General features: G+C 45.4%; 14 protein-coding genes and 1 pseudogene. 3 read left to right on the top strand and 12 right to left on the bottom strand.

Features of this window, described 5'->3' with window-relative positions; genetic code table 11:
* Window positions 1-8: 8 nt before the first annotated feature.
* The 5 genes and pseudogenes from A0256_14945 to A0256_14925 all read right to left on the bottom strand — a co-directional run bounded on the left by A0256_14945 (window position 9) and on the right by A0256_14925 (window position 6,116).
* Complete coding sequence (locus tag A0256_14945) at window positions 9-1,247, bottom strand: beta-ketoacyl-[acyl-carrier-protein] synthase II (GenBank protein ID AMR32627.1); 1,239 nt, start codon at window positions 1,245-1,247, stop codon at window positions 9-11.
* 70 nt (window positions 1,248-1,317) lie between these two features.
* The gene (locus A0256_14940) at window positions 1,318-1,998 is read right to left on the bottom strand and encodes a pseudouridylate synthase (GenBank protein ID AMR32626.1); all 681 of its coding nucleotides are present in this window, start codon (window positions 1,996-1,998) and stop codon (window positions 1,318-1,320) included.
* 83 nt (window positions 1,999-2,081) lie between these two features.
* Window positions 2,082-2,837, bottom strand: a pseudogene (locus tag A0256_14935) (MBL fold metallo-hydrolase).
* Window positions 2,838-3,101: 264 nt separating this feature from the next.
* Window positions 3,102-5,507, bottom strand: coding sequence for an aminopeptidase (locus A0256_14930; protein AMR32625.1), 2,406 nt, complete (start codon window positions 5,505-5,507; stop codon window positions 3,102-3,104).
* A 24-nt stretch (window positions 5,508-5,531) separates the two neighbouring features.
* Complete coding sequence (locus A0256_14925) at window positions 5,532-6,116, bottom strand: HupE / UreJ protein (protein ID AMR32624.1); 585 nt, start codon at window positions 6,114-6,116, stop codon at window positions 5,532-5,534.
* A gap of 68 nt (window positions 6,117-6,184) precedes the next feature.
* Between A0256_14925 and A0256_14920 the strand changes: the two genes are divergently transcribed.
* The gene (locus tag A0256_14920) at window positions 6,185-6,709 is read left to right on the top strand and encodes a hypothetical protein (protein AMR32623.1); all 525 of its coding nucleotides are present in this window, start codon (window positions 6,185-6,187) and stop codon (window positions 6,707-6,709) included.
* A gap of 79 nt (window positions 6,710-6,788) precedes the next feature.
* Here the strand turns inward: A0256_14920 and A0256_14915 are convergent, their stop codons facing one another.
* The 7 genes from A0256_14915 to A0256_14885 all read right to left on the bottom strand — a co-directional run bounded on the left by A0256_14915 (window position 6,789) and on the right by A0256_14885 (window position 15,989).
* Window positions 6,789-7,076, bottom strand: coding sequence for an acetyltransferase (locus A0256_14915; GenBank protein AMR32622.1), 288 nt, complete (start codon window positions 7,074-7,076; stop codon window positions 6,789-6,791).
* A 61-nt stretch (window positions 7,077-7,137) separates the two neighbouring features.
* Entirely contained in the window at window positions 7,138-7,761 is a 624-nt protein-coding gene (locus A0256_14910) for a phospholipase (GenBank protein AMR32621.1), read from the bottom strand.
* Between the two features lie 6 nt (window positions 7,762-7,767).
* Window positions 7,768-8,703, bottom strand: a complete 936-nt coding sequence (locus A0256_14905) for a diguanylate cyclase (protein ID AMR32620.1) — start codon at window positions 8,701-8,703, stop codon at window positions 7,768-7,770.
* A gap of 404 nt (window positions 8,704-9,107) precedes the next feature.
* Complete coding sequence (locus A0256_14900; protein ID AMR32619.1) at window positions 9,108-11,681, bottom strand: hypothetical protein; 2,574 nt, start codon at window positions 11,679-11,681, stop codon at window positions 9,108-9,110.
* 65 nt (window positions 11,682-11,746) lie between these two features.
* Window positions 11,747-12,658 carry a hypothetical protein gene (locus A0256_14895; protein AMR32618.1) on the bottom strand — a complete coding sequence of 304 codons (912 nt, stop codon included), beginning with the start codon at window positions 12,656-12,658 and terminating at the stop codon, window positions 11,747-11,749.
* Window positions 12,659-12,665: 7 nt separating this feature from the next.
* Entirely contained in the window at window positions 12,666-14,708 is a 2,043-nt protein-coding gene (locus tag A0256_14890) for a polyphosphate kinase 1 (protein ID AMR32617.1), read from the bottom strand.
* A 9-nt stretch (window positions 14,709-14,717) separates the two neighbouring features.
* Entirely contained in the window at window positions 14,718-15,989 is a 1,272-nt protein-coding gene (locus tag A0256_14885) for a phosphohydrolase (GenBank protein ID AMR32616.1), read from the bottom strand.
* 296 nt (window positions 15,990-16,285) lie between these two features.
* Between A0256_14885 and A0256_14880 the strand changes: the two genes are divergently transcribed.
* Window positions 16,286-16,819, top strand: a complete 534-nt coding sequence (locus tag A0256_14880) for a phosphatidic acid phosphatase (protein ID AMR34563.1) — start codon at window positions 16,286-16,288, stop codon at window positions 16,817-16,819.
* 110 nt (window positions 16,820-16,929) lie between these two features.
* The gene (locus A0256_14875; protein AMR32615.1) at window positions 16,930-18,072 is read left to right on the top strand and encodes a hypothetical protein; all 1,143 of its coding nucleotides are present in this window, start codon (window positions 16,930-16,932) and stop codon (window positions 18,070-18,072) included.
* Window positions 18,073-18,108: the final 36 nt, after the last annotated feature.

The following is an 18,108-nucleotide window of genomic DNA, read 5'->3' as shown; positions in this document are numbered from 1 at the left end:
TCTGCTGTTTAAATCTTTTTAAAAACCACCACGCCGTTGTGCCCGCCAAAGCCGAATGTATTGCTCAAAGCGGCGTTGATCTTTCTGTCTACCGAATGGTTGATCACTACGTTAAGCCCTTTAGGTATTTCCGGGTCGATAGTAGTGGTATTGATTGTAGCGGGCACAATACCATCAGTAATTACTTTTACACTGATAATAGCTTCTACCGCACCTGCTGCTCCTAAAAGGTGCCCGGTTACTGATTTAGTGGCACTCACCAACAAATCTTCATTGCCGTTAAAAACTGCGCTGATGGCCCTGGCTTCACTTAAATCGCCAACAGGAGTTGATGTGGCATGTGCATTAACAAAACCAATATCACTGGTATTTAACCCGGCATCTTCCAATGCCAAATGCATTGCTCTGATGGCCCCTTTTCCTTCCGGATGGGTAGCGGTGATATGATAGGCATCAGATGTCATTGATGCGCCACCAACTTCAGCATATATATGCGCACCACGCGCTTTTGCATGCTCGTATTCTTCCAGTACCATTACCCCGGCTCCTTCACCCATAACAAAACCTTCGCGATCAATATCAAAAGGCCGCGATGCTTTGGTCGGATCTTCGTTGCGGGTAGATAGTGCCTTTAAAGAATTGTATCCACCTATAGATGCTTCGCTGATAGGGGCATCAGATCCGCCGGTTATGATGATCTTAGCCTTACCAAACTTAATATAGTTGAATGCATCCATGATGGCCGTATTGGCGCTGGCACAGGCCGAAGCGGTAGAAAAGTTTACCCCCATAAAACCAAACTTAATGGAGATTAAACCAGATGCCATGTTAACCAGGGTCTTTGGGATAAAAAACGGGTTAAAGTGAGGTTCGAAGCCTCCCTCGGCAAATTCTTTATACTGCTGCTCAAAGGTCTCCATCCCACCCTGGGCTGTTCCAAAAATAACACCCACATCAAAAGGCGACATCTTGTTGATATCGAAACCAGCGTCCTTTATCGCTTGCTCAGCCGCAATAAGTGCATATTGGGTATACAGATCACTGCGTTTAATTTCGTTCCTGTCCAGGTGATGGGCAGGGTGAAAATCAACGATCTCCGTAGCAAATTTCGTTTTAAACTTATCTGTATTAAACCTGGTGATGGGTTTAGCCGGGCTGTTACCCTCAACAATATTCTTCCAAAAGCCGGCAATGTCCATCCCTACTGCGGAAACTACACCCATGCCGGTAACTACAACTCTTTTCATCTATTATCTCTACAACTAAATTACTGCGGCGCAAAAATACTACAGTAATACTTAATATTTAACAATTTTTTTACCATCCCATTATTGCCATCGCTTGCAAAAATCCGGGTTGAAGCGGTGCAAGGATCAAAATAGTTTCGGCATCATTCACCGGATGTTTAAAACTGAGCTCTGCAGCATGCAGTAACATGGTCTCCATCTCCCAGTTCTCTTTAAACATTTTGTTTTGTTTATTACAACCATGGGTACGATCCCCTATAATGGGGTGAAATATATGAGCGAAATGCTTTCTTAACTGGTGCATCCTGCCGGTTTGCGGAACAGCTTCTACCAAAGAATATCTGGAAGTAGGATGTTTACCCAGGGGAACATCCAATTCAACTTGTTTCAACGTTGTGAAACGGGTTAAGGCGTCCTGCAAGGTTCCGTTCTCTTTCCGTAACGGGTAATCTATTTCCATTTCATCCGGGGTATAGCCTCTTACCACTGCCAGGTACTTTTTACCCACGCGGTTTTCCATAAAGGCCTGTTGCATGGCAATTTCCGTTTGTTTATCAAAGGCGAAAAGCAGCACGCCCCCGGTTTTACGGTCTATCCGGTGTACCGGGTTCACTTTCAGGCCTATTTGGTCGCGCAGCATTTGAAGCGCAAATTCTTCTGCATCGGCCGCTATTGAAGACCGGTGCACCAGTAAGCCATGTGGTTTATTTATAGCGATGAGGTAATCGTCCTGGTAAAGTATTTCCAGCATCAAAATTAAATTAAAGCAAACTGAAACTGCCCGGTGATCTGATTAAATGCTACCCGGTCGGCTACTGCCGCAACGGCGGGATCAATACAAAAAACCTCACTTTCAAAATAGCGGGAAGCTACACTTACATGGGTGGACCCTGCATGCTGGATAAACAATTGCAGCGCAAGTTCAGGGTCGTTATTATCTTTAGACAAGTGGGCCAGCAATATATGGCTCATAAAACTTGGTTTATGATCTATAAAAAGCTGCAAAGCCTGCCCGTTGGACAAGTGCCCCTTGCCGCCGCGAATGCGTCGTTTTAAATGATACGGATACCTGCCCTGCTCCAGCATAGCTTCATCATAATTGGCTTCTAAAAACACAGCATGGCATTGCGTAAAATGGCGAATAAGGTGCTCGCAGGGCGCACCGATATCGGTAAATACACCAATTTTAATGTCCCCATCGGCGATCATAAAGCTGTGAGGTTCAACAGCATCATGGTGCTTTGGAAAGCCGGTTACCACTAAATTGCCGATAGTTACGGGCCTATATGATCCCAGGCTGTAGCAAAGCTCTTTAGGCACATCTCCGCAATGATGAACGGTGCCGTCGGTAACATAAACCGGTAAACGGTATTTTTTTGCTAACACGGCTAAACCGCGAATATGATCAGAATGTTCATGAGAGATAAAAACGGCCTTCACTTTCTGCATGGACAGCCCCAACCGCAACATTCTTTTTTCGGTTTCCCGGCAGGAGATACCCGCATCGATCAGCACTGCTTCGTGCTCATTACCAACGTAATAACAATTGCCGTTACTTCCCGAATTTAATGATGCTATATATACCGGCATAAGCTACAAAATAAAACATTTTAGGCTACAATAGAAAGGTTAACGCCGGGTATTTATTAACTTTTAATAAAAAAACATTCACCTTAAAAACTTGCTGCAACTGAGGAAGATCACCGTAGTACGGACTGAGTAGAGGAACAGAGATTACCTACCAGCAGCTACCTATTATTACTTTATCGAAAACTGATAGCATCACCTATAAGTTCAAAAAAAGGACCGGCTGAATAGATCAACCGGTCCTTTTCAATTATAATAACGCTTTTACTATTTAGTGCCGGTGGTCACCTGCATCGGGTTGATCCCTGATGACTGGCCTCTTACCGGACCATTTGCGCCCATCTTTTGTTTGAACAGCTGGAATTTAGATACCTCGCCGCCTTTACCCCAGTAATTATTACTCTCGTCGATATCGGCAGTTTCCCGCATCGGATCCAGTTGAATAGAAACTACTTCTTTATCCATTACATAAAATTTGCTGGCCGTTTTTTCGTTCATCCGCCAAATTTGTGCCGGCGTACGATCTGTTTGAGTTGTACCATCTGCAAACTTAAATTCAACAATAATCGGCATTACTAAACCACCTTTGTTGGTGAAATTTAGCTCGTAAAAATATTTAGACCCGTATTTTGCTTTGTCCTCTTCGGTCATCGCTTCAGTTGCCATAGTTGGTACCGGCTGGGCCTTCATCAGTTCATTAAATTTCACCGAATCGGCACCTACCATTCCACGATCATATTTCCAATAGAAATCATGAGTGGCGGTATCAAGATCCGTTTGAAACTTGATATTCTTATCGGTACGGTTACGAACCTTGGAAATATCTTCAAAACTATTAACAGACGGCGGCGCAAGTTTTGGCGCGTTACCGTTACGTTTCGGAGCGGTGTAGCTGTCTTTCAGATCAGCCTTAGCTACTTTAACAGAATCTAAAGATATATCAACCGGGTCGGTTCCGTAGAACCAGCCTCTCCAAAACCAGTCCAGATCTTCGCCGCTGGCATCTTCCATGGTGCGGAACAAATCTGCAGGCGTTGGGTGCTTAAACGCCCAGCGCCTTGCGTATTCTTTAAAGGCATAATCAAACAGTTTGCGGCCCATAATGGTTTCGCGCAGAATGTTTAAGCCGGTTGCAGGTTTGGTGTAAGCATTAGGGCCAAAGCGAACAATGTTCTCTGAGTTAGACATGATTGGCTCCAGCTCATTCTTTGGCAATTTCATATAATCAACCATGGTATAAGCCGCACCTTTTTTGCTTGGGAACTTATTATCCCAAAGTTCTTCGGTAAGGTATTCAATGAAAGAGTTTAGGCCTTCATCCATCCAGCTCCATTGGCGCTCATCGCTGTTGATGATCATTGGGAAGAAATTGTGACCAACCTCATGGATGATCACCCCTATCATACCGTTTTTAGTGCTCTCGCTGTACGTACCGTCTTTTTCGGTACGGCCATAGTTAAAGCAGATCATCGGGTACTCCATACCGTTTGATGCCTCTACACTTTGCGCCACCGGATACGGGTAAGGTATGCTAAAATCTGAATAGCTTTTGATGGTGTGCGCCACTAAACGGGTAGAGTATCTGCTGTACAGGTTGTAAGCTTCTTTACCATAAAAGCTCATGCACATTACGTTTTTGCCGCCTACATTCTGGCCCATGGCATCCCACACGAATTTACGTGAAGAACCCCATGCAAAATCGCGCACATTGTTTGCCTGGAATACCCAGGTTTTTTTAGCAGTGGACGGTGCAGCTTCTGCTTTTTTAGCATCGGCCAGGTTAACCACCTGTACTGGCACCGGAGACGTTTTGGCTTTGTTGTAACGGGCCAATTTTTCCGCACTTAGTACGGCTGAATAATTTAAACACTCGCCTGTAGCACCGATAACGTGATCTGCAGGCACCGTCATTTGAACGTGGAAATTACCAAACGTTAACGCGAATTCACCGCGGCCGGTGAACTGGTGGTTTTGCCATCCCTGGAAATCGCTGTAAACGCAAAGGCGCGGGTACCACTGGGTCATGGTGAACAGGTAATTGCCATCCTCCGGAAAATACTCATAACCGCCACGACCGCCTATGGTCATCCGGTCAGTTATCTTGTAGTTCCAGTCGAGGTTAAAGATGAACGACTGACCAGCCTTTAAAGGAACAGGCAGCTCTATGCGCATCATCGTTTTATTAACAGTGAAAGCTAATTTTTTACCGGTAGCATCAGTCAGTTTGGTGATCATGTCACCCAGGCCATTATCTTCATTGCTGTTACGTCCAGCCGCACGCTCCAGGTTCTGGATAGTAGTTTGCTTCGGCATGGTTGAGCTGCTTTGGTAATCAGCGTTATTTTTAGTGCTGTGCTGGTTTTCGTCTAGCTGTAACCAAATGTAAGTCAGCGGATCAGGCGAGTTGTTAAAATAGGTAACCGTTTCGCTGCCAATCAGCTTCAGGTTTTTTTCATCCAGCTCGCACTTGATGTTATAATCGGCACGTTGCTGCCAGTATTTAACGCCGGGGGCGCCGCTGGCTGTACGCTGCTCGTTCGGCGTGCTGAGTATAGTGCCCAACTGCTCAAATTTGTTGCCGTGGTTACTGCCGGGGTTGTTTTGAATGTTCTGCGCAAATGCAGCCCCTACGGTACCAAGAACGAATAAAAGTCCGGTAAAAATCCGCTTCATATATGTGTTTAGTTTAATAGTTTTTCAATGTAAAAAAGGTAGCCGCTCAATAGCCATTTTTATGGCCAATGCGAACACACCCGAAGATAAAAAAAATATCCAATCCCTTCGCTTCACGTTCAGCATATTGACGAATACAAAAGCAAATACCAGGATCACTGCCACCACCATGATCTGACCTGCCTCCAGACCGATATTGAAGCCAAAAAGCCCCATCCCGATGCCCTGACCCTGCGCCAGCATAATGCGAATGGAGTTGGCAAAGCCCATCCCATGGATCAATCCAAAACCCAAGGCAAGGTAGTAGTTCACCTTAGCGCTGCCTTCTCTTTTATCAACCCTTAAAATATTATTGAGGGCAGTTATAAAAATGGTGCAGGGGATCAGAAACTCCACCCATTTACTGCTAAAGCGGATAACATCCAGCACACTGAGCGCCAATGTAAGGCTGTGCCCGATTGTAAAAGCGGTAACTAAAATAAGTACCTGCCGGATATTTTTAAAGGTGTAAACGGCGGCAAGTGCCAGGATAAAAAGTTGGTGATCTAAGGCGTCGATGCTGATTATGTGCTTCCATCCTAAGCCAAAATAAAAAACAAAATCAGACATGTGCAATAATCAGGGGTTGAAAGCGTAAATTTAGCAGGTTTTAACTATAAATAAAACCGCGCACTATTATGACCGCTTTATTAGCCAAACCGCTATTATATTGTTACATTTTATTGGGGACTTTAGGCATATCAAAGCCCGCCAACAATGGCTTTCATCCGCTGCACGTAAGCACATCAGATATCAGTTACAACGCCAAGGACGGTCAGGTAGAGGTAATCCTTACTATTTTTACCGATGATTTTGAGCGGGCACTGGAAAAACAATTCAACACCAAAGTCGACCTGACCAGACCAGAGGTACACGCAGCTATGGACGCGCTCGTAAAAAAATATGCTGCGGGGCACCTGCAGGTAAAGACCGGCGGGGCAGTGCTTTCGTTAAACTATTTGGGATACGAGATCAACAAGGAAGCGGTGAATGTTTACCTCGAATCGCCCAGAGTTGGCGCACCCAAAAAAATTGATGCGGATATTAGCCTACTGCAAAACCTTTATGACGACCAGTTGAACATTGTGCATATGACAGTGGCCGGAATCCGCAAAAGCGGCAAACTGGAGAGCCCGGCGCGGAAAATTACGCAGGAGTTTTAGTTCGTCCCGCCGGGGTAGCACCGTATAAAAATGAGATGGCGCTACCCCAACTCCTATACTAACCGTTAGAAGCGTTGAATTACGCTGCCAAAATCCGGTCCCACTCGGGATGCTTCTTCAAAAATAACTGTACATAGCTGCACGATGGGATCATTACCAGCTTATGCTGCTCGATATAATTAAAAGCTTTTTCAACCAAAGCTTCGGCAACACCCTGCCCCTGCAATTCTTTGGGGACTTCAGTGTGGACGAGATAAATTTTGTTATCCTTCGTTTTGTAATCGATAAATGCGCGCTGCCCATCCACAAGTAGTTCAAAATTGTGGCTGGCCTGGTTGTTGATCAGTTCGATATCGTCGTAGTTCATTGCCTTACTTTTTTAAAATTGCTTGCGGTCCAAATAGCCAACAGCAGTGCTAATAGTTTGTTCATATAAAAATGGTGTTATTGGCCAATTCTATTTCTTCGCGACTAATGGTATGCGGCCTGCCGTTATAAACCTTCAGGGTTACTGCCGCATCCATACTTTTCAAAACCTTTACGCTTTCCTCTACCCTGGTCAGCGGTACATGCGGGTCAGGGTTACCGGTAGTGATCAAAACGGGCATGCCCACAAAGTCGCCAGTATAGTTATCCAAATTAACCCGCTCACCTATCAACCCACCTGTAAAGGCAACCGCACCGCCAAAAGGCTGCGCATGGCGCGTAATGTATTCCAAAGTTAAACACGCCCCCTGTGAAAAGCCCAGAAAGTAGATCTTGTGAACCGGAATACCGTCGGCAATTACCTGCTGCACGGTTTCATCAATAACACTCAAAGCCGAATCAAGCGCGGGTTGATTTTGGGCATCGGGTGCTAAAAAACTAGTAGGGTACCAGCTTTGGTTGGTGGCTTGCGGCGCGTATATAGCAAAGTCAGGTATATTTAACTCGTTAGCAATACCGATAATATTGGCAGCTGTACCTCCCCTGCCATGCAGAAGGATCAAAGCGCCTTTGGCAACGGCGGGTGCTGCACCCGCCGTTTTTATTTGTTTAGTGTGGCTATACATCGTTATTTAGAACAGTTGCGGTAATGATTTTTCTAAATGAGCACGTAATCTTTCGTGTTGTTCCGGCAATTTTAGGTTTTGGCCCAGTTCTTCAACCGGCTCGTCTACCGCAAATCCCGGATTATCGGTCGCGATCTCAAACAATACACCTCCCGGTTCGCGGAAATATAGCGAATAGAAGTAGTTACGGTCTATTTTATCCGTTATGTTTAAACCCATCCTTGCTATCTTTTCGCGGTACTGCATAAGTACTTCCTCATTTTTCACCCGGAATGCCACATGGTGTACGCTGCCGCCTGCAACATGCCCGGCTACTTCACCTGCCACTTCCACCAGGTCAACAATGGCCGCATTATCAACTGCGTCGGTTACGAACCGGTAACGGTTTACGCTTTGCTCTAATAATTTGTAGCCGAACACACCGGTTAAAATATCAGCTGTCGGTTGCATTTTATTGGTGCTGATGGTGACATTGTGGAAGCCTTTCAAAGCGTTCTCCGCTTTTACCTCATCTGTTTCCCAGGGCAAACGTTGATCAGCGTTTTTAGATGCGGTCAGCTCTAGTTTCAGGCCATCGGGGTCCAACACGGTTAGGTATTGCTCACCAAATTTTTCGGCTACTTTATTGTAGATCACATTGTGTTTTTCGAATCGTTTCAGCCAGAAATCAAAGCTACCTTCGGGTACAGAATAACCAATCTCGGTTGCCTGCCTGGCGCCTCTCCTGCCTGTTTGGATGCCTTCCCAGGGGAAAAAGGTTAGGATAGTTCCCGGCTCACCTTCTCTGTTGCCATAGTACAAATGGTAAGTTTCGGGATCATCAAAGTTAACGGTCTTTTTAACCAGCCGCTGCCCTAAAATATTGGCGTAAAAGTTGTAATTACGTTTGGCATTGCCTGCTATGGCTGTGATGTGGTGGATGCCGTTGATTGTATTTTCCATGTTGTTGTTAGATTATTTTTGTGTTTAATAGTGCCTTGTTTGTTGATTCAAATGTCGGGATAATCACAGTATTTCAACTTAATGTACATTAAAGAGAAAAGTTAATGTAGGTTAAGTGAAGCTACAGATCGCCTGGTGAGAATGGATTACACAGAGAAAGCACTAAGTGACACAAAGCCTTTATAGTTAGCAGTGGTTGCGTGATTATTATAGCTGGCTAGATAAAATATCTATTATTTGTTGCATCCTTTATGGGGATAGAACTTCATTGGCCTCACGAAGAAAAGCAAAAAGTGTTATTCTAATAATTAAGGGTTAATATGGTTATCATTAGAAGATCACAAAAAATTGACTATCAATATATTAACACAACTTAACCTTGATCTCTAGTTTGCAAGCAGGTATTACAGCCTGAAGTTCATTGACAGATATGGGTAGGTACCCTCTTTAGAATGCCCTACAAGGACCTGTACCACCACAACCGCTGCAGGCGAAAAGTAAACGCCGCCGCCGTAGCCCTGGTGAATGATGTTGGCATCCCTTTCATTTGTCCAAACCCGGCCGGCATCATAAAAGCCGCTTATACCCAGTTGGCCTGGTAGTATATAGCTTTTAATGTTGGCCAGTTTTAGCCGTGCCTGTAAATTATTATAGAGCATGTGCCTGCCCGCAAACCTGTTTTGCAGGTAGCCCAGCAAGTTACCTTGCCCACCCAAAAACATACCCTGGTAAAAGGCCGGGTTGCCTACCGTGATACCGCCACCAATCCGGTCGCTTAAAACCAATGCGCCGTTGCCGGTGATCTTTTTATAGAAAGTAAATTCAGACCGCAGCTGTCCGAAAGATCTGGAGTCGGTATTCAAGCCGGTGTAGCCGGCCAGGGTTGCGGTAAAATAATAACCATCATTTGGGAAGATCCCGCCTTTACGCTGATTGGCAATATAGTTCACTGCAAGGCCCAGGTGTGCTTTATCATTACCTACCACAAGGCTATCGTAGGAGTTTACAGCATTAGGCCGGGCTATCAGCCTGCCCACGTTGTCGCTGGCATCCAAGTGGTAGTATTGAAACGAGGGACCAACTGTAATGCTCCGGGTATTATCCAGCCGCCAGCGCAGGGCGGGGTCAAACTGGTAAGTATCGTAACGGGTACGATAAAAGCGGCGGTAACCCGGAAACTTTAGCAGCGCAGTATTATTGCCGAAGCCAAAAAAGTTTTGCGTATTATCCGGCGCCTGCAGATAAGCCCTCATCACCAGATCCGCCTTGCCGAGGGCGTCAATCCATTCGCCGTTGTACCGGATGCGGAACGCCCGGGTAGAAAATGAATGGGTTACCAGCAACTGCTGCAAACTGGTGTATGGTGCCTTGCGGAACCCATCATATTTGGTATACTGCACACCCGCGCCTATCAAAAAGCCGTCATCGGCATTAAGGGCTATGGTAGCCAGCGGCATCCAGATATTGTAGGGATTGGTGGCCACGTACTTGGTGTTCATCGTATCCCGCGAGAGGCGTTTGGCAAACACACTTTCATCCCCTGTAAATGTGGCGCTGTCACGCTTGTCATATACCAGCACCTTCCCTTTACTTCTGATGCCTTCGTAGGTTTTGGTGCCCTTACCACCTATTACCCTCAAATTAATTGGTGATGATGTGTTGTTGATCACTACATGGTCGTCCCCGTCAGACACATACAGCCTGATCTCATGGGTAAGCCCGGGTTTGTACACCATGTTCAAAATGGTATCGGCAGGCTGGCCGCTCTTTTTTATCTTGCGGATCAGCACCAACATGCCGCCATCCGCAGCATCGCTAATGTTCACTAATTCGCTCTTGTTGCTGGTGCGGATATCAACAATACGGTTAATGAAATGATAGTAGTTATCCATTGCGGCCGGGATGGCACCTCTCCGTTCTTTTAATTTAGTAAGCAACTCCTCATGCCGCATTTGATAAACCCCGGAAGGTAAACGGCGCAAGCCTGCTTCCAAAACTTCGTCGGTTTCGGCAGCAACAAACTCGCGGGTGATGCGCATCCATTCCTCATAGGGGATTTGGGCATCGGTATATGGCTTTATAAAACGGGTTTTATAGATGGAGTATTTGGGGCGGGGAATGGTGCCGCCAAAATCATCAAATGCAGGGTTGATGAACGATACTGCGGCCACGCTTGGGAACACTCCCTGCGAAACGTGCATCACCTGGTCGCGGTCGCGCGGAACGCCAACGTACATCTTGCCGTTACCCTTTTGCCTATCCAGCCAGCGCCATTGGTCCTCATGCCTATCCCAGTCGGCCAACAGCAGGTCGAGCAACCGGGCCCTTAAAAAAGCCTCACCGTCAAAATGGTTATCATTATCGGCGATGATCTTGCCAAGGGCTTTTTCGGTATTGTCAGATTCCCCGCCCGGTTCGCGCTCTTCCAGCAGGCAAACCGTATTGGCAAACTTTTTACGGTATTTACCCAGAGCCTCATCATCGGCAACTACACCGATGATCGGCGTAGAATGCGGCACGTTGGCTGCCTGGGCCAATGGCGGCACTATTAATGCCGAAAACGGGTGCTGGCTGCTCAGGGCGTCATCCAGCCAGTCGATTGCTATGGTACCCTGGAAGTTTGCAGGTAATAATTTATCAGGTGTTTTTTCAACGCTGCGAATCACCCACTCTTTACCGGTTTTATCTGCCAGCCTGAGTGACTTAGATTGCATCCCTCCCCCTTCGCGCAGGGGTTTCAGGCCGCCATAAATTTCCGAAATTTTGATGAGCGGCAACTTAACCGGCGTGGCCCATTCCTTGCGGTAGTTTTCACCAAACAGCCAGCGATGCACTTTTGAGACATCATTATATGATGGGTGCACCTTTATGATAATGCTATCTCTAAATGCTGGCTGTGTAATTCCTGTATTTTGCTGCCCATAGCTTTTTAAAGCCAAGCCAGAAACAACACAAAGGATAAGTAGGTTTTTAAACATAAAGTGCGGCATAAAAATTTAACAACAATGAACCATGCGTTACGGCTCTGTTGATCCGCAACGCTTTACTTTTGCCCGGTGTATTTGAAAAGCATAACATTACCGCTTTCCAATTCGTCACCTTCGTTAGAGATGTACATATTGCCGGTACTGTCAAAGGCGATACCTTCCGGTTGCAAAAAACCCTTAAGTGGATAACTGGCCTGTACTTTCCAATTTTCATCAGCAACAACCAGTATTTTATTGATCGAGGACAAGATGAACCACTGTTTCGTAACCGGATTTTTTGCAAATGCTGACGGGCGGAATTTAAACTTGCTTTTCTCACTGTCCGACGGATCTTTCATTATTATGTTGAAATCGCCCGTTTTAGTGATACTCCCGTCCGTGTTCAAATCGAATATATAACCGCTGTTATTATTTGATGATTTGTCCACTTCGCATTGTTTGCAAAGTACATAAAGCTTTTTAGTATCCTTATCAAACTCCATTGCCTCATACTCTCCGGCAGGCATCAGGTGTTTCACCTTCTGGCTTTTGATCTGTCCCGAGGCTACTTCACTTAAGGGAAAACTATGAAATTCACCATCACTGCGCAGTATTACTGCCTGGTTATTGCCAACGGCTATGTCTTCGTAATCTCCGTGCTTGGCAAATTTAGCACTTTTAGCTGCTTTATCACCTAAATGCAGGTAATAGATCATTCCGTCCTCATCCTGTTCCGCGTAGAGACTTTTGCTATCTCCATCATTAAAAGCAATGCCGGATATTTCCTGCAGATCCGCCGGCATACCGTATTTTACCGGACTGGAAAGATCATAACCCGCAAGTGGCTGAGCTCCCCCCTCATCATTAGTACCCTGTTTTTGGTCTTTTATATCCTCACTCTTATCGGTATTCTTTTTGCCGTTCTGCCCGCAGGATGTTATGGTCACGGCAATCAATACTGCCGACATTAAAAATATTATCTTTTTCATATTCAATCTAGTTATCGGCATCTTTTCTGTTCAACAAGTGATAGATCGCCTGTTGCGATTGTATCAGTTCCCCAGTAACCTCGGGTTTTATATTGTTAAGATGCTCATCTAATAACACCGCCTGCACATTATCGTTTAGCTGCAAATTAATTATTTGTAGTAGTTGCTGCTTAATTTGCTCGTCAAATACCGGGAAACAAACTTCTATCCGATGATGAATATTCCTGTTCATCCAATCGGCCGATCCCATAAAAATCTCCTCGCGCCCATTGTTACCGAATATGAAAATGCGGCCGTGCTCCAGGTAGCGGTCTACAATTCGTCTAACGGTGATATTTTCACTTTGCCCAATAATGCCGGGCACCAGGCAGCAAATGCCCCTGATGATCAAAGAAATCTTCACCCCGGCCAATGATGCCTCATAGAGCTTATCAATCATTTTGCGCTCTTCCAGGTTATTCATCTTAATCGTGATATTTGCCGGCAACTGTTGTTTGGCAAATTCAATTTCCCGGTCTATCAATTCTAAAAAGCGTTGCTGCAAGTTAAATTGGGCCACCAGTAAATACTTAAATTTGATCTGGTTTTCTGCTGCCGGTTTTTCGCGTTTCGCTAAAAAGATGAACAATAGCTCAACTTCGCGCAGCAATTTATGATTGGTGGTCAGCAGGATATGATCGGTATACGTTTTAGCAGTGCCTTCGTTAAAATTTCCGGTTGCTAATAGCCCCGAATAGGCTATCCGGTTATTGGTCCGCGTTTTTACCAGCGCTATTTTAGCATGTACCTTCAATGCGGTAACACTGTAGATGATCTCCGCCCCTGCCGCTTTTAGTTTTTTTGCCCATTTAATATTGTTTGCTTCATCAAACCGGGCTTTTAACTCTACAACTACCCGCACTTTTTTGCCGCTTTTTGCAGCGGTGATCAGCGCATTTACAATTTTAGAATCACTTGCTACGCGATAAAGTGTTACGCTGATCTCCTCTACATCGGGGTTTGCTGCCGCCTCGTTAAAAAAACGAAGAATGGTATGATAAGAGTGATAGGGCGGATTGACCAGCAGGTCTTTGTGAGCGATTACCGATGTCAGCTTTTCTTCCGTACCCACATCTGCTAATTCTATCGCAGGCCACTTGTCGTAGGTTATTTTGGGATCGCTAATGGGTAGAGAGAAGAAATCTTTTAAGTTATGATACCTACCGCCTTCTACTGTGGTTGGTTTATTGAGGTTAAGGTAGGTGCCCAGGCTATCCAAAATACGCAGCGGCATATCTGCCTGGTATAAAAACCTGGTGGCATAGCCCAAATCGCGCTTATTCAGTTGTTTTTCAATCTGTTCTGAAAGGTCACCTGAGTATTCATCTTTCAGATCCAGCTCCGCATCGCGCGTGATCTTAAAACTGTAACAGTTTTTTATTTCTGCTTTAGGAAAAAGCTTATCCAGGTTAAAACGGATCACATCATCCAAAAAGTAAATGTATTGTTCACCATCAGCATTGGCGGAAAAAAACCTGGGGAGTTCATCCGACGGGATGTTTACCAGTACAAGTTTATTATCAGTATCCCCGGTCAACTCCACCAAAAAATACAACTTGTTATTTTCCGGAAAATAGCCGTGCGTAGAATCTAATGCAACTGGCTGCAAAAATGCCAGCACTACCGATAAAAAGTAATTGCTTACATCAGTCAGTAGCGCTTGTGGAAAAGGCTCGTTATATACTAAATGAATTTTCTGCGCACGCAGCTGCGGAATAAGGACAGTGGTTAAAATTTGCCCAAAGCGCTGCTGTTGCGCCAGGATAGTTGCAGATGCCCTTGCCAGCAAGTCGGTTTGTTTATCCGCATCGATGTCGCTGCTTTTCTTTTCCCCAATTTTTTGGAGGGCACGCAAAACAGGCATCCGCACGCGGTAAAATTCATCAAGGTTGGATGAGTAAATGGCCAGGAACCTGATGCGTTCCAATAACGGGACAGAAGTGTTGGCGGCTTCATCAAGCACACGCTGGTTAAAGCCCAACCAGCTTAAATCACGACTAAAATAATGCATAAGAGGCCTTTAAAATATAGGTTTGCCGGAAAAGAACGCAGAGAATACAATGAATGCGAGTACAGATACGATGAGCCCGAACATGAATATGTTATAAGCAATACGCAACAAACGATATTTTTTCCCCAGCACTACACCCTGAGAATATACGTCTTTGATAAGGCTGCCGTAGAGGAAATCTTTGTCCTCCATCATTTTCTCCATACCGTAGTTATATTCTGCTAATGTAGATTTGTAAAAGTTCCCGAAAAATAGCAGGTTGACGCTCTTGTTATCGACGTCCTCCTTCTTGAATTCTCCGCTGGGGATAGACGGACGCGTAGCGAGGATAGAAAATACGATTGCCAGTAAACTTATAGACAGCAAAATAAACGTTGGGATAATGAGGTATTGATTCTCGCTTAACCGGCGCAGCACCAAACTAATTATTGCTGAAAGAATAATGGAGTTTACCGTGATCATGATGTGCGCCTTGTTATCGGCCATATCACTCAACCGCTGGTGGTTGGTAGAGGTGATCCTAAACATGGTTTCAATCCCTTTCTTGGGCTCTTCTACTTTTGCCTTGGCTTGCCTACTGATAACAGCAATAGCATCAGATTTATCATCTTGCTGTTTCGCAGCTGGTTTTTGCCCGACCTTTTCAGATTTTTTATCTGCTGCTTCGTCCTTAGCTTTCTCATCGGCCCTGGCCACTTTATCCCTCAAGATCCGGATGTTTTTTTGTTGGGTGCCGTTTAGCAATACCTGGCAATAATCGGTATGGTATTGATGTTCTGATAAAAAAACAATGCTTTTTCGGCGCCAGTCTTGTTTACTTATTTCCATCCCTTGTAAGGTCTGCACTTCTTTTCGCAACAGTTTGTCTGTGTCAAAAAAATCGTCGGTACCCAAATGGTACAGGTCTGCATCGCAGATAATCTTCTCCAGCAAGTTTGAGGGAGCTTGCGGCATTTTTGTAGCCATTATACAGCTTTTGATGCCGGCTCTGTCGCTTTCCTCAACGGCTTGCTCGCTTAACCATTTTTCGGCAAGCTGGGCACTCTTTTCTTCGTGATTATTTACATCAATCATATAGCCCGTATCATGAAACCATGCGGCCGCAACAACTACAAAATAATCCTTGTCATTAAGCTGATAATGGTTGGCGATTTCAACAGCACGATTGACCATATTATCGGTATGCTGTAAATCATGGTAAACTAACCTCGGGTCGGCATGGGCCTTGTAATAAGCAGAAACGTACTCGTTAATTTGTTTTAATAATGGATGGTAGTTCATAGTGATGCTGGATAACAAACCCGTAATAAAATTGTGTGCAATTGCATGCGGGGCGAAAACAATTTTTTAAGTACTTTGCTTAAAGTATTGCCCTGTTTGGGATAAATATAAATATAAATACATAGGTGCAACCCATGATTGATTTTTTTTGCAAACGTACAGTTAGGTTATCAATTGTAACACTGCTTTTTGCAATAGCTGGTACCTGCACAACACTATTTGCCCAAACCGTGGTGGTACCGGCGAAAGATACTGTTGCGGGTTTACCTGCGGAAAAACCCAAGGTTGCTGTTGTTGTGCCGAAAGACGATAATTTTATCCAGCGGTTTGATGACCGCACCATGGTTAGCCTTGCACTGCATCGTACGCCGGAGGCTACGCCAACCATGCGTTTTCTGTCGAGGAATATCATGTACGGCAATATTGGCGTACCCGCCGGTTTACTTATTGGCGGCATTATTACCAATGACCGTAACATGCGCGAAAATGCCGGCTACGTGGCCAGCAGCACCGCCATTACTTTTGTGGCTACTTACCTAATCAAAAAACTGATTGGCCGGCCCCGCCCCTTTCTTCGGAATTTAAAAATAGTACCGGTATATATACCCGGCGAAAGTTCATTCCCTTCGGGCCATTCGTCTACCAGTTTTTCAACCGCTATGGCACTTTCGCAGGCTTATCCAAAATGGTACATAATTGCGCCTGCTTTTTTATGGGCAGGCGGTACAGCTTACTCAAGAATGTACCTGGGTGTGCATTACCCTACGGATGTTTTTAGCGGGGCCGCGCTAGGAACAGGCACAGCGTTGTTATTGAAGCCTGCGTTTTAGCCATAAGAATAGCGTTTGCGCCCTTTTTCCTAATTAAGTCATAAAGAATAATTTGCTTTAACCTAAGGGCAAAATATGTTTATTTTTGAATTATAATCTATCTGCCCCAGATGCTATCAGAACCTACTTACCTTCCTGCCCGGATTGTTGCACCTGTAATTGAGGCGCACTTTAAAAAGCATTTGCAGGAAGCGCATGAGCTGCATCACCAAAACCTGGCTACCGAGCCGGATAATATGATCATCGAGGCGGTGATCGATATTGGGTTTTGGGCCAGCCTGCGCCGTGAGGAGGGGCATTCGCCAAAAATTTCTCTGGCACTGCTACGGCCAGACCAATCTGCACAACCACTGATATTTGGACAAAAGCTGAGGCTAACCCCGCAAAACCTGAACAAACTTGCACCAGCTGTTGAACAGCCGGGCATCCATTTAGGCGTATGGCCGGAAGGAGATGACCTTTTCATCTGGGGAACAACGCATAGTATCCCCTCAATTTGCTTTGTGCTGGAGGTTGTGGAACCCGGCCTACTGGTAATTAAACACCGCCGGGTTGATGGCTTTGGTAAGTTTGTAAATATTGCCGTTTTACAGGGCGACCAGATAAAGGTTTTAGATGAGGTGACCATGGGCGTTGCCGATTGCCCTGTTTTGCTGCAATCGCTGGCCAAAATGCCTTTGCCGTCGTTTATGGGCGAATCCTTTAACGTGCTGGTACAGCTTGCAGCATCTATGCGTGTACACGGTAAAGGCGGGCTGGTAGCAATTGTACCACCAGGAACTGACAAGTGGCAGCAATCGGTAGTGCATCCAATAAAATACCCGGTAATTCCAACGTATAGCGCTATACCCGGTTTACTCACACTTAACGCTACCGAAAGGAAAAAACTAGAGTGGCAGGAAGCTTTGCTGGAGGCGATTGACCTGATAGGCGGGTTTACTGCCGTAGATGGTGCAACCGTTATTACGGATAAATATGATCTGCTGGCCTTTGGTGTAAAAATAAGCCGGGCCGAAAATAGCGCTCCTGTGGGCCAGATTGTATTAACCGAACCGCTGGCAGGCGCCAAAGCTACCAAAGTGCATCCGGCACAAAATGGCGGTACCAGGCACTTGGCTGCAGCACAATTTGTGCACGATCAAAACGACGCTATTGCATTGGTAGCTTCACAGGATGGGCAGTTTACTGTTTTTGCATGGTCGACAGATATGCAGATGGTGCACGCCCACCGTATAGATGTGTTGCTGCTGTAATCATTCAAATTTAAAATAGTCTGCGTAATTTCGTAA

Origin of the sequence: Mucilaginibacter sp. PAMC 26640, assembly GCA_001596135.1 — a bacterium.
Classification (GTDB): domain Bacteria; phylum Bacteroidota; class Bacteroidia; order Sphingobacteriales; family Sphingobacteriaceae; genus Mucilaginibacter.
This window is presented reverse-complemented; position numbering and strand designations above follow the sequence as displayed.

What these genes read in the sequence shown, in the direction of transcription:
- A0256_14915 (AMR32622.1), bottom strand. Translation starts at nt 7,076, where the DNA reads ATGAACTACGACGATATCGAACTGATCAACAACCAGGCCAGCCACAAT.
- A0256_14925 (AMR32624.1), bottom strand. Translation starts at nt 6,116, where the DNA reads ATGTCTGATTTTGTTTTTTATTTTGGCTTAGGATGGAAGCACATAATC.
- A0256_14920 (AMR32623.1), top strand. Translation starts at nt 6,185, where the DNA reads ATGACCGCTTTATTAGCCAAACCGCTATTATATTGTTACATTTTATTG.
- A0256_14910 (AMR32621.1), bottom strand. Translation starts at nt 7,761, where the DNA reads ATGTATAGCCACACTAAACAAATAAAAACGGCGGGTGCAGCACCCGCC.
- A0256_14875 (AMR32615.1), top strand. Translation starts at nt 16,930, where the DNA reads ATGCTATCAGAACCTACTTACCTTCCTGCCCGGATTGTTGCACCTGTA.
- A0256_14900 (AMR32619.1), bottom strand. Translation starts at nt 11,681, where the DNA reads ATGTTTAAAAACCTACTTATCCTTTGTGTTGTTTCTGGCTTGGCTTTA.
- A0256_14940 (AMR32626.1), bottom strand. Translation starts at nt 1,998, where the DNA reads ATGCTGGAAATACTTTACCAGGACGATTACCTCATCGCTATAAATAAA.
- A0256_14890 (AMR32617.1), bottom strand. Translation starts at nt 14,708, where the DNA reads ATGCATTATTTTAGTCGTGATTTAAGCTGGTTGGGCTTTAACCAGCGT.
- A0256_14895 (AMR32618.1), bottom strand. Translation starts at nt 12,658, where the DNA reads ATGAAAAAGATAATATTTTTAATGTCGGCAGTATTGATTGCCGTGACC.
- A0256_14905 (AMR32620.1), bottom strand. Translation starts at nt 8,703, where the DNA reads ATGGAAAATACAATCAACGGCATCCACCACATCACAGCCATAGCAGGC.
- A0256_14945 (AMR32627.1), bottom strand. Translation starts at nt 1,247, where the DNA reads ATGAAAAGAGTTGTAGTTACCGGCATGGGTGTAGTTTCCGCAGTAGGG.
- A0256_14930 (AMR32625.1), bottom strand. Translation starts at nt 5,507, where the DNA reads ATGAAGCGGATTTTTACCGGACTTTTATTCGTTCTTGGTACCGTAGGG.
- A0256_14885 (AMR32616.1), bottom strand. Translation starts at nt 15,989, where the DNA reads ATGAACTACCATCCATTATTAAAACAAATTAACGAGTACGTTTCTGCT.